This is a genomic window from Flavobacterium sp. CSZ (genome assembly GCF_015350725.1).
Classification (GTDB): Bacteria; Bacteroidota; Bacteroidia; order Flavobacteriales; family Flavobacteriaceae; genus Flavobacterium.
This window is the reverse complement of the sequence record NZ_JADKPQ010000021.1, coordinates 51,057-63,682: the sequence shown is the minus strand read 5'-3', so window position 1 is coordinate 63,682 and position 12,626 is coordinate 51,057. Positions and strand designations below refer to the sequence as shown.

The 12,626-nt window shown below is 34.8% G+C and carries 13 protein-coding genes; 12 read left to right on the top strand and 1 reads right to left on the bottom strand.

The annotated features are described in order from the left end of the window. Positions 1-4 precede the first annotated feature (4 nt). Positions 5-775 carry a DeoR/GlpR family DNA-binding transcription regulator gene (locus IRZ78_RS21050; protein WP_194618435.1) on the bottom strand — a complete coding sequence of 257 codons (771 nt, stop codon included), beginning with the start codon at positions 773-775 and terminating at the stop codon, positions 5-7. 155 nt (positions 776-930) lie between these two features. Between IRZ78_RS21050 and IRZ78_RS21045 the strand changes: the two genes are divergently transcribed. The 12 genes from IRZ78_RS21045 (at position 931) to IRZ78_RS20990 (ending at position 12,573) form a co-directional block, all read left to right on the top strand. Then, the gene (locus IRZ78_RS21045) at positions 931-2,508 is read left to right on the top strand and encodes a glycerol-3-phosphate dehydrogenase/oxidase (RefSeq protein WP_194618433.1); all 1,578 of its coding nucleotides are present in this window, start codon (positions 931-933) and stop codon (positions 2,506-2,508) included. Between the two features lie 52 nt (positions 2,509-2,560). Further along, the gene (glpK, locus tag IRZ78_RS21040) at positions 2,561-4,057 is read left to right on the top strand and encodes a glycerol kinase GlpK (RefSeq protein WP_194618431.1); all 1,497 of its coding nucleotides are present in this window, start codon (positions 2,561-2,563) and stop codon (positions 4,055-4,057) included. Positions 4,058-4,069: 12 nt separating this feature from the next. After that, positions 4,070-4,801 carry an MIP/aquaporin family protein gene (locus tag IRZ78_RS21035; protein WP_194618428.1) on the top strand — a complete coding sequence of 244 codons (732 nt, stop codon included), beginning with the start codon at positions 4,070-4,072 and terminating at the stop codon, positions 4,799-4,801. 28 nt (positions 4,802-4,829) lie between these two features. After that, positions 4,830-5,597, top strand: coding sequence for a hypothetical protein (locus IRZ78_RS21030; protein ID WP_194618426.1), 768 nt, complete (start codon positions 4,830-4,832; stop codon positions 5,595-5,597). A gap of 423 nt (positions 5,598-6,020) precedes the next feature. Continuing rightward, entirely contained in the window at positions 6,021-6,482 is a 462-nt protein-coding gene (locus tag IRZ78_RS21025; protein WP_068844590.1) for a MarR family transcriptional regulator, read from the top strand. A gap of 4 nt (positions 6,483-6,486) precedes the next feature. Beyond that, positions 6,487-7,119, top strand: a complete 633-nt coding sequence (locus tag IRZ78_RS21020; RefSeq protein ID WP_194618424.1) for an NAD(P)H-dependent oxidoreductase — start codon at positions 6,487-6,489, stop codon at positions 7,117-7,119. Between the two features lie 31 nt (positions 7,120-7,150). Then, complete coding sequence (locus tag IRZ78_RS21015; RefSeq protein WP_194618422.1) at positions 7,151-7,717, top strand: YceI family protein; 567 nt, start codon at positions 7,151-7,153, stop codon at positions 7,715-7,717. A gap of 209 nt (positions 7,718-7,926) precedes the next feature. Further along, entirely contained in the window at positions 7,927-9,207 is a 1,281-nt protein-coding gene (locus IRZ78_RS21010; protein WP_194618420.1) for a hypothetical protein, read from the top strand. 298 nt (positions 9,208-9,505) lie between these two features. After that, positions 9,506-10,906, top strand: a complete 1,401-nt coding sequence (locus IRZ78_RS21005) for an anthranilate synthase component I family protein (protein ID WP_194618418.1) — start codon at positions 9,506-9,508, stop codon at positions 10,904-10,906. Positions 10,907-11,004: 98 nt separating this feature from the next. Beyond that, positions 11,005-11,451, top strand: a complete 447-nt coding sequence (locus tag IRZ78_RS21000) for a hypothetical protein (protein ID WP_194618416.1) — start codon at positions 11,005-11,007, stop codon at positions 11,449-11,451. Between the two features lie 94 nt (positions 11,452-11,545). Next, positions 11,546-12,112, top strand: a complete 567-nt coding sequence (locus IRZ78_RS20995) for an aminodeoxychorismate/anthranilate synthase component II (RefSeq protein WP_194618414.1) — start codon at positions 11,546-11,548, stop codon at positions 12,110-12,112. Between the two features lie 53 nt (positions 12,113-12,165). Beyond that, positions 12,166-12,573: a GNAT family N-acetyltransferase gene (locus IRZ78_RS20990; RefSeq protein WP_194618412.1), complete on the top strand. Its 408-nt coding sequence runs from the start codon at positions 12,166-12,168 to the stop codon at positions 12,571-12,573. The last annotated feature ends 53 nt before the right edge of the window (positions 12,574-12,626 follow it).

The following is a 12,626-nucleotide window of genomic DNA, read 5'->3' as shown; positions in this document are numbered from 1 at the left end:
AAAACTATTTTGAGGCAATTATAACCTCTACTCCCATTTCTTCTAGTTTCGTTTTGGTTTCGATATCGATCCCATCATCGGTAATCAAAACATCGATCTTATCCAAATTACATATTTTACCAAAACCTCTCACATTCATTTTTGTAGAATCGACCAAGATAATAACCTTTTCCGCGACCGAAATCATGGCTTGATTAAGATGCGCTTCTAATGCATTTGAAGTACTTAATCCAAAATCTAAATGAAGTCCGTCAGCTCCTAAAAACAATTTATTACAGGAAAACTGGCTCAAAATTGCTTCCGATATAGGTCCAACCGCCGAGTTTGAGCTCTTACGAACATCACCACCCAATTGAATTGTATCCACATTTGGCTCCTTACTCAATTCTAAAGATACCTTTAAAGAAGGCGTAATCACTGTTAATTTCTGAAATCCCGAAATAATTTGTGCCAGATAATGAACATTAGATCCTGAACCCAATATGATATAATCGAAATTATTAATATACTTTAAAGCTTCTTTTGCTATCTGTTTTTTTTGCTCTACCTGCAAACCTTCTTTATCACTTAAATCTCTTTCGAAAGCATAAATAGGCTGTTTACTGGCACCGCCATGGGTACGGTGGAGCAGTTTCTCATTTTCTAAAAAGTTCAAATCCTTTCGTATCGTTACGGTTGAAACATTTAGAATTTCACATAAATCGGCCACATTTACATGTCCGTTTTTATCCAGTTCTTTAAGTATTTCTTCTTGTCTTTTATTTATAATAACCATAATAGCCTGATAATATTAAGATTTTTGAAGGTATAAATGTACGATAAAAAAATAATTCAAAAAAAACCTTATTCTATTACTTTAGTTTCGTTTAGTTTCATTAATTTTGCTTTAAAGAAATAAAAAACAGAAAAAGAAACAAAAACAAACACTATATGAAACGTTCAGAACAGTTATCGAAACTAAAAGACACTGAAAAGTGGGATGTAATTGTAATAGGAGGCGGAGCAAGCGGTCTGGGAACAGCTCTTGATGCAGCAAGCAGAGGCTACAAAACAATTTTGGTCGAAGCAGTAGATTTCGCCAAAGGAACATCAAGCAGAAGTACAAAATTAGTGCATGGCGGCGTACGTTACTTAGAACAAGGAGACGTGCACTTAGTAAAAGAAGCTCTTAAAGAAAGAGGTTTAATGGCACAAAATGCCGGTCACCTGGTTAAAAACCAATCTTTTGTAATTCCAAATTACAATTGGTGGGGCGGTTATTTTTATACCATAGGTTTAACTATTTATGATTTACTGGCCGGACGTTTAAGTTTAGGCCGTTCAAAATACATTTCGAAAAGAAAAACAATCGAAATGCTTCCTAACGTAGAAAAAAAAGGTTTATCAAGCGGTGTTATTTATCATGACGGACAATTTGATGATTCACGTCTTGCCATAAATATTGCTCAGACTGCAGCAGAAAAAGGCGCTTGTATTATAAATTACTGTAAAGTTGTCAACTTATTAAAAGACGACAACAATCAAGTGACCGGTGTTCAGGTGCTGGATCAGGAAACTGGAGACAAATACGATTTAAAAGGATCTGCTATTATAAATGCAACGGGAGTTTTTACCAATGCGATAATGAAACTAAACGATACTGTTTATAAAAAATATATCGTTCCAAGTCAGGGAATTCACCTGGTGTTTGATAAATCATTTTTACCTGGCGACCATGCGTTAATGATTCCTAAAACAAGTGATGGAAGAGTTTTGTTTGCTGTGCCATGGCATAACCGAATCGTAGTAGGAACAACAGATACCTTAATCAAAAAACAAAGCTTAGAGCCTATTGCCTTAGAAACCGAAATTGAATTTGTACTGGAAACAGCACAACGCTTTTTAGCAAAAAAACCAACCAGAGCCGACGTTCTGTCTGTTTTTGCAGGTCTGCGTCCTTTAGCTGCTCCGGAAGAAGAAGGAAAAAGCACAAAAGAAGTATCAAGAAGCCATAAAATCATAGTTTCTGAAACTGGTTTAATCACGATAACAGGTGGAAAATGGACCACTTACAGAAAAATTGCGGAAGACATTATAGACAAAGCCATTAAAACAAGAAAAATTCCGGCAAAAGGATGTAATACAGAGCATCTTGCTATTCACGGAAATCAGCCTACCACAACTTTAGACAGAGAAAATCACTTATATATTTATGGTTCTGATATTCCTAAAATACGCCAATTGCAACAAAGCGAACCAGAATTAAAAGAAAAAGTACATCCTGATCATGAATTTACAATGGCAGAAGTAGCCTGGGCTATTCGATACGAAATGGCCAGAACTGTAGATGATATTCTGGCAAGACGTGTTCGTTTATTATTCTTAGATGCAAGAGCTGCAGTTCAGTCTTCGGAAAAAGTAGCAAGATTATTAGCTAAAGAATTAGGACATGACGAAGCCTGGATAACTCAGGAAATTGAAAATTTCAAAGATATTTCAAAAGGATTTTTTCTGTCAGAATTTCGATAAAACGATCTGAATCTCAATAGAACTTTATTAACTTAATTATATACTATCAATCATGGAGAACAAATTAATTTTAGCTCTTGACCAGGGGACAACTTCCTCCAGAGCTATTCTCTTTAATCATGGCGGAGAAATCGTAAGCCTTTCTCAAAAACCATTTCAACAAATTTTCCCAAAACCAGGATGGGTAGAACACGACCCAAACGAAATCTGGTCTTCGCAAATAAGCACAGCTGCCGAAGTAATTGCAAAAGTAGGTATCTCAGGTAGAGAAGTCGCAGCAATTGGAATTACCAATCAGCGTGAAACTACTATTGTATGGGACAGGGAAACAAGTGAACCTATTTATAATGCCATTGTTTGGCAAGATCGTAGAACAGCAAAATTTTGTGACGAACTAAAAGCACAAGGCCATGCTGATATGATTCAGAAAAAAACAGGCTTAATTCTGGATGCTTATTTCTCCGGAACAAAAGTAAAATGGATTTTGGATAATGTTCCCGGAGCACGTAAAAAAGCAGAAGAAGGAAAGCTTTGTTTTGGAACTGTTGATACGTGGCTAATCTGGAAACTTACCCGCAGTAAGTTGTTCATGACCGATGTTTCTAATGCCAGCAGAACTTTACTATTCAATATTCATACTTTAGAATGGGATAATGAACTATTAGAATTATTCGATATTCCAAGAGCGATGTTGCCTGAAGTAAAAGAAAGCAGTGAAATTTACGGAGAAACCTGCACTACTCTATTTGCAACAAAAATTCCTATTGCCGGAGTTGCCGGAGATCAGCAAGCTGCTCTTTTTGGTCAATTGTGTACCAGTTCTGGGATGGTAAAAAATACTTACGGAACAGGTTGTTTTATGCTAATGAATACCGGCGAAAAACCTATTCTTTCCAGAAATAATTTATTGACTACAGTAGCCTGGAAAATCAACGGGAAAACAACTTATGCTTTAGAAGGAAGTGTTTTTGTTGGCGGTGCAGCTGTACAATGGTTACGAGACGGAGCAAAAATGATTAACTCATCAGAAGAAATCGAATCTCTGGCAGCAAGCGTGCCGGACAACGGCGGAGTTTATTTTGTTCCAGCCTTAACTGGTTTAGGAGCTCCATACTGGGATCAATATGCGAGAGGTGCAATGTTTGGCATCACCAGAGGAACCACTAATGCGCATATTGCCAGAGCAACTTTGGAAGGAATTGCCTATCAGGTAAATGACTTAGTAAAAGCTATGGAAGCAGATTTTGGAGATGAAGGAAAAGAACTAAGAGTTGACGGAGGAGCTGCAACAAATAATTTATTGATGCAATTTCAATCAGATATTTTTGAAAAAACAGTTACAAGACCAAAAACACTTGAAACAACTGCTTTAGGAGCTGCTTATCTTGCAGGACTTGCTGTAGGTTACTGGGAGAATCTGGATGCCTTGAAAGAGCAATGGTCTATAGATAAGGTATTTTCTCCAGAAATGGAAAAACCAAAAGTAGACAATCTGGTAAAAAACTGGAACAAAGCGGTTGGACGCGCATCTCAATGGATTGAAGACTAAAAAATATACATTATGACTCCCTTTATAGCAGAAATTTTAGGTACAATGGTAATGATTTTATTAGGAAATGGCGTTGTTGCAAACGTCAATCTTAAAGGTACGAACGGAAACAGTTCAGGTTGGATTGTAATTACCAGCGCGTGGGCATTTGCCGTTTTTGTAGGTGTAACTATTGCAGGACCTACTAGCGGGGCACATTTAAATCCTGTGGTTACTCTTGGATTGGCACTGATAGGAAAATTTAGCTGGGATTTAGTTCCTACTTATATCCTTGGTGAAATGATTGGGGCAATGTTAGGTGCTTTTTTAGTGTGGTTATCACATAAAGACCATTTTGCTGCAACAGAAGATGAAGGCGCAAAACTTTCTTGTTTTTCTACAGGACCAGCCATTAAAAACAATTTTTCTAATTTGTTAAGTGAAGCAATTGCAACTTTCGTTTTGATTTTTTCAATATTCTATATTGCAGGACCCAGCTTACAAATTGCAGCTGATACCAAAGCAACAATTGGTCTAGGAACTATAGGCGCACTTCCTGTTGCTATAGTCGTATGGGCCATTGGTCTTTCATTAGGAGGCACGACTGGATACGCTATAAACCCTGCAAGGGATTTAGGACCAAGAATAATGCATGCTATTTTACCTATAAAAGGAACTAGCAACTGGGGATACGCCTGGATACCTATCGTAGGCCCAATAATTGGAGCTTCGTTGGCTGCTGCATTATACCTCACGCTTAATTAACAACATCTTCTTTTAATCTAAAAATTTCATGAAAAATATTTTTCTTTCTATGGTATTAATCATAGGACTAGCTGGCTATGCTCAGGAAACAAAGCCTGAAAGCACGATAAGTAAAGAGCCAAGCCGATTAAATTTTAATGTTACTCTTGCAACCAGTCATCTCTGGAGAGGATTAATCATTAGCCCAAGCATGACCGCTATGGGAGATCTTCATTATACCTTTGATAAAAACCGAAACTTTTCGGTTGGAGTTTGGGGTGGTAATAGTTTTGATGGTAAATATACTGAGGTCGATTATTACGTTCAATACAAAAATAAAGGGCTGACAATTGGTCTTTGGGATTTGTTCAATACTACAAATGTTGAACATCCGGAAGTTTTTAATTATGACAAAAACACCACAACGCACCTTATCGATTTGAGAACTTCGTATCGTTTTTCTCAGGAATTTCCTTTACGAATTGAAGCTGATATTATTCTTTATGGAAATGATAAGGAATTACAACCTGATCTTGATTATAAAAACAGATATTCCACTTATGTAGAGTTAGGATATCCGTTGATAAAAAATGATCAAATTACATTAGATACTTATATAGGTGCAGGATTTTCGCTTGACGGAAAATCAAATCTATATTCTTCGAATACAGATCATAATTTCAACATAGTCAATGCAGGCTTTAAAGCTTCTAAGGATATTTCGATATTTCAATATAAACTTCCTGTTTTTGCAGGCATTATGTGGAATCCGGCTGAAAAATATACCCGTATGCAATTAGGAGTTTCATTATTCTAAAAACCGGAACTCATTATTTTTATCAAACCCGACACGTCTTTATGACCTGTCGGGTTTCTTGCATACGGGATTCGCATGAGGGATAGAAGTAAACTGCCGAAGCAGTGCGGATAGCCCGACAGCATCCCCTCATAATTTTAAATTTCTGATTTTAAATTTTAGATTCCTGATAAACCCGACAGATTCTATTGAATAATTATCAAAGCTCTATTTTAGCAAAACCAACACTGTTATTAAACAATCGTTAAATATTTACCAGACAGTATTTTAAGTAAAAAATTATATTATTTTTATACTAATTATATAGAGTTTATGTAGCTAGTTATTTCGCCTTTTTTGAATTAACAAAAATTTAACACGACATTTGTATATACAACTATTAAAAGATATACATTTGTATATACAAATTATACACTTACGACTATGACAATTGAAGAGGTTATAAAAAGTACAGTTAAGATGGATAATGCGAAAAAAGTTATTCTGAATATCATGTACACGCAAAACGTGATTCAGGATCATTTCAACGAGTTGATAAAACCGTATGATTTATCCGGAGAACAATATAATGTGTTACGTATATTAAGAGGACAAAAAGGAAATCCTGCTAATATGTGTGTAATACAGGAACGTATGCTGGCCAAAACAAGTAATACAACCCGATTGGTAGACAAATTATTACTAAAGGATTTTGTTACGAGAAATGTTTGCCCCGGCAATCGACGTAAAATTGAAGTTTTGATCACCCAAAAGGGATTAGATGTTTTGAAAGAATTAGACCCGAAAGTAGATGAACACGAGCGTGCATTTGCTGAGAATATAAGTCCTGAAGAATTAGAATTATTAAATAAATTATTAGAAAAATACCGAACCCAACAAAATTAATATTATGAGCACATTATTAGACAATCTAAACTGGAGATATGCAACAAAGAAGTTTGATGCAACAAAAAAAATATCTTCGGCAGATTTGAATACTTTAAAAGAGGCTGTTAGACTAGCTGCTTCTTCATACGGATTACAACCTTATAAAGTTGTTATTGTAGAAAATCCTGAAATTAGAGAGCAATTAAAAGCTGCTGCTTACGGTCAGACTCAAATTACTGACGCTTCTCAAATTTTTATTTTTGCTAACGACTTAAATGCCGGAGCAGAATCTGTAGATACTTACATCAAAAATATTAGCGAAACAAGAGGTGTTCCTGCTGATGCTTTGGCTGGATTTGCTGACATGATGAAAGGTACAATTGCTAACTTATCTCAGGATGCTAAAAATATCTGGACAGCAAAACAAACTTATATTGCTCTAGGAACTTTATTGGCTGCTGCTGCTGAATTGAAAATCGATGCAACACCAATGGAAGGATTTAATGCTGCTGCATTTAATGAAATCTTAGGTTTCGATAAATTAGGCTTAAACGCATCTGTTATCGCTACTGTAGGTTACAGACATGACGAAGATGACACACAACACTACAAAAAAGTTAGAAAATCTCACGAGGAATTATTTATCACTATATAATTATTATTAATCCAAAATCAATTTAAACAACATGAAAAATTTAAAAACAATTGCAATAGCATTATTCGTAGCAGCGGCTAGTATTTCAGTAAATGCTCAAACTAAAAAAATCGACGTAAAAGCATCTACTATCAAATGGGTAGGTAAAAAAGTAACTGGAGAACACTCTGGAACTGTAAACTTTAAAGACGGAGCTGTAGTTTTTAAAGGAAAAAAATTAACTGGTGGTTCTTTCACTGTTGATATGACTTCTTTAACTTCAACTGATTTAACTGGAGAATACCAAGGAAAATTGAATGGCCACTTAAAAGCTGACGATTTCTTTGGAACTGACAAATTCCCAACTGCAAAATTAGTTTTCAAAACTATCGGAGCTAAATCTACTGATGTTTACACAGTAACTGCTGATTTAACTATCAAAGGAATTACTAAACCAGTAACTTTTGACATCACTGTAGCAGGAAACACTGCAACTACTGCATTCAAAGTTGACAGAACTAAATACGGTATCAAATACAACTCTGGTAACTTCTTCGAAAACTTAGGAGATAAAACTATCAATGATGATTTCGAATTAACTGTAGCTTTAAAATTCTAATATTTTAAAATTCACACACAATTCTAATTATTATAAGAAAAACCCCAATGGTTCAAAACCATTGGGGTTTCTTTTTACATTATTTTCAAAAAGATAACATCCTTAATATTCGCATAACACTTTCGTAATAACATCTAATACTTTGATTAACATTGGGCTTCTAATTTTGGGCTAACTAAAAAAACAACCCTGGAATCAAAATTATAGTTATGAAAGCAAAAATACATATTGCAATTATTACTCTTCTAAGTACTTTATTTTTACAAGCACAACAGCAACCTAAAGGAATTATTGGCAACTCGAACTGGATGGGTAACTGGACCAATTTTAAGCCAGCCAATACTGAATATAACGAAGCAACAAATATTATTGCAGGTACTATCGACAAAGACACCAAATTATTAAAACGAAATACATATCAGTTAGTTGGCGTTGTTTACGTGACCAAAAATGCTGTTTTAACGATAGAACCCGGAACCGTTATTCGAGGAGACGACAAAACTTGCGGAACTCTTGTAATAACCAACGGAGCAAAAATTGTGGCCGAAGGTTTAGAAACTGATCCTATCGTTTTTACTTCAAATAAAGAAATTGCAGATAGAAAACCCGGAGATTGGGGAGGAATCATCATACTGGGAAAAGCGCCTATTAATACTATAGGTGGTGTACATACGCTACCTTTTGATCTGGAACCAATGCTAAATCATTACGGAGGTCAGGATGCCGAAGACAATTCAGGAATTTTAAAATATGTAAGAATTGAATATTCCGGTAGAAAACTGAGTGCTGCCAAAGAACTTAACGGACTTTCACTAGCCGGAGTGGGCCGAAAAACAGTTTTGAGCAATATCCAGATTAGTTTTTCAAACGATGATTCGTTCGAATGTTATGGCGGAGATTTAAATATGAACAATCTTGTTTCGTACAGAACTACAGATGATGATTTCGATTTTACACAAGGGGTTCAAATCAACATCAATAACAGTATTGCTATTCGTCATCCTTTTTCATCAGATATTTCAGGTTCAAGATGTTTCGAGGTAGATTCTTATGACAAAATTGGAAATACAGATATGAGCAAAAAATTGACTAAAATAAATGCGAGCAATATTACTCTTGTAAACTTGGAAGAAAACAATCAGGGACTTGTACGTGAGTCTGTTTACGTTAGAGAAAATACGCTGTTTAATTTATCGAACAGTATCATTTCAGGTTTTTCTCCCTTTGTTTTATTGGAAGGAAATATTGGAAACGGCGATTTTAATTTAGCTAAAATTACATTCAAAAACTTAATCGTTAACAATTGTAATGGTGGAATTGTAAGCGAAGCGGGTGGTGCAAATCCGTCAATTCAAAAATTCTATAGCAATCCTGATTTCGAAATAAATTATACAAAGCTCAAAAACAGCGAATTGTTTACAACGCCTAATATCAAAGGAAATCCGGATTTTAGAATGAACCAAAACAATACAATTGCGATTGGAAATTAGATCTTTAAAGTAATTTAAAACAGTAGAATTTAACAAATTTTAAAATTTAGAAAAGATTTTTTTGAAATTTTATGTATTCTAATCCAAATTACATTTATATCTTTGTCACATCAAAATAAAGAAATGAAAACATTAATGAACAATACTTGGTGGTGGAAGAATTTACGTCAAACGTCGTGAACGAAGCTTCCTATGGTACTGTAAAACTATAAATATAAAGGGCTTGTCATCACGACAAGCCCTTTTTTTTTGGTCGAAACTAAAACAAGAAAATATTAAAAATCAAAAACAACATACTTTGAAACCTTTTATACTCAACACACACTACAAACAAATTCTGGCAGACACGATTACGCCGGTAAGTATTTATTTTAAAATAAGAGATAAATTCCCGAATAGTTTATTACTGGAAAGTAGTGATTATCACGGAAATGACAACAGTTTCTCATACATCTGCTGCAACCCGATTGCAACGATTAAAATCGAAAACGAAATCATCTCAAAAACTTTTCCTGACGGAACAACAGAACAAATTGCAATCGATGCTTCTACCAATATTCCTCAGGTAATTCAGGAATTTTCAAGTCAGTTTCAATCCGAGAAAAACGATTTTAAATTCATTAATAATGGATTATTCGGATACATTTCTTACGATGCCGTTCGTTATTTCGAGAAAGTTTCGATTGCCAAAAAAGATACTGCGACTTTAATTCCTGATGTATTTTATGCAGTTTATCAAAACATCATCGCTATCAATCACTTTAAAAACGAAGCGTATATTTTCTGCCACAGCGTAGACGGAAAAAACAATATTGCCGAAATCGAGCAATTACTTCAATCCAGAAATATTGCATCCTACAAATTCACCAAAGAAGGCGAAGGTTTCTCTAACCTAACTGATGAGGAATTCAAACACAATGTGGCTTTAGCTAAAAAACATTGCTTCCGCGGAGATGTTTTTCAATTGGTATTATCACGCCGATTTACTCAAGGTTTTAAAGGTGATGAATTCAACGTTTACAGAGCTTTAAGAAGTATTAATCCATCTCCTTATTTATTCTTTTTTGATTATGGAGATTTCAAAATATTTGGGTCTTCGCCCGAAGCACAAATTATCGTAAAAAACAGAAAAGCTGAGATTCACCCCATCGCCGGAACATTCAAAAGAACCGGAAATGACGAACGCGATGCTGTCTTAGCCAAACAACTTTCTGAGGATAAAAAAGAAAATAGTGAACATGTCATGTTGGTTGATTTAGCCAGAAATGATTTAAGTAGAAATGGTCACAATGTAAACGTAGAAAAATATAGAGAAGTTCAGTTTTTCTCTCACGTAATTCACTTAGTTTCTAAAGTTACAGGACATTTACACGATAAAGCTACCACGATGCAAGTCGTTGCAGATACTTTCCCGGCAGGAACTTTAAGCGGTGCTCCAAAACACAGAGCGATGCAATTGATTGAAGATTACGAAAAAACAAATCGTAATTTCTACGGAGGAGCTATAGGTTTCATGGATTTTGAAGGCAACTTTAATCACGCGATTATGATTCGAACTTTCCTTAGTAAAAACCATCAATTACATTGTCAGGCGGGTGCCGGAATTGTTGCCAGTTCTGACGAAGAAAGTGAAATGCAGGAAGTTTATAATAAATTAAGAGCATTGAATACGGCCCTTGAAATGGCGGAGAAAATATAGAAAAAATTAGTTTCAAGTTTTTTTAATTTCAAATTTCAAGCTGTTGGAACGTGAAACCTGAAACTTGAAACAACAAAAACAAACCAAAAACATAACCTATGAAAAATATAATTCCTTTTTTTATCGCTTTCGTTCTTTTAGTATCATGTGAATCTAAGAAAGAAACAACGACAATTCCGTTAACAGGAACTTGGCGTCTGATATCAGCAGAAACCACTGAAAAAGATTCAACGTTTTCTACTTTCAATCCAAAAACAAAAATGATTAAAATTATAAATGACACCCATTTTGCTTTTTTTAATCATGATTTGAATAACGGAAAAGACAGTACGGCAGTATTCTTTGGCGGAGGTGGAAAATATACTTTAAAGGATAGTATTTATACAGAGAATTTAGAGTTTTTTAATAACAGACAATGGGAAAACGGAAAATTTGAGTTTACAGTAAAAATTAAAAATGACACACTGACTCAGAAAGGAATCGAAAAAGTAGAAAAATTAGGAATCGACCGCATTATTACTGAAAAATACGTTCGAGAAAAATAAAAATCAGTTTTCAGTCGCAGTTTTCAGTCACAGAACTTGAAACTTGAAACAAAGAAAACCTGAAACAAAGAAAACCTGAAACAAAACAAAAGACATGAAAAAAATATTAGTTATAGACAATTACGATAGTTTCACTTATAATTTAGTGCACTATTTAGAGGATTTAAACTGCGAAGTTACCGTATACAGAAACGATGAATTCGAAATTGACGAAATCGCTTCTTTCGATAAAATATTACTTTCTCCGGGTCCTGGAATTCCGGATGAAGCAGGTTTATTAAAAGCTGTAATTGCAAAATATGCTCCAACAAAAAGCATCTTAGGAGTTTGTTTAGGTCAACAAGCCATTGGGGAAGTTTTTGGAGGAACGCTTTCTAACCTTGATAAAGTATATCACGGAGTTGCTACAAATGTAAAAACCGTAGTTGCAGATGAAATTTTGTTTGAAGGTTTAGGAAACAAATTCGAAGTTGGGCGTTATCATTCATGGGTTGTTGATGCTAATTTGCCTGATGTTCTTGAAGCAACTTCAATAGACGAAAACGGACAAATTATGTCATTAAGACACAAAACTTTTGATGTTCGCGGAGTGCAGTTTCACCCCGAAAGTGTTTTGACGCCAAACGGAAAAAGAATTTTAGAGAACTGGATAAAGAGCTAGTTTACAATATTCAGTCGCAGTATTCAGTCTCAGAAAAAAAAACTTAGAATCTCATGAAAATAACTATTTCAGCAACTAAAGAAATCAACATTGAAGATATACTGATTTTATACCAAGCAAATGAATGGAGTTCAGCCAGTAAGCCCAATGAATTGTATAATGGCCTTTTGAATTCTGAAACTTTAATAACTGCCTGGGACGGAAAAAAGTTAGTGGGATTAGGAAATGCAATTTCCGATGGTTATTTAACCGTTTATTATCCACATTTATTGGTACTTCCTGATTATCAAGGAAAAGGAATTGGAAAATTGATTATGGATAAAATGCAGGAGAAATACAGTCACTTTCATATGCAAATGCTAACCGCCGACGGAAAATCAGTTGATTTCTATAAGAAAAACGGATTTGAACGTGCCGGAAAAACAGAACCTATGTGGATTTATCAGGGGAATGAACATTAAAAAAGTAGGCAGTCTCAGTCACAGTTTACAGTCTTAGCAACTTAGAGTCTTAG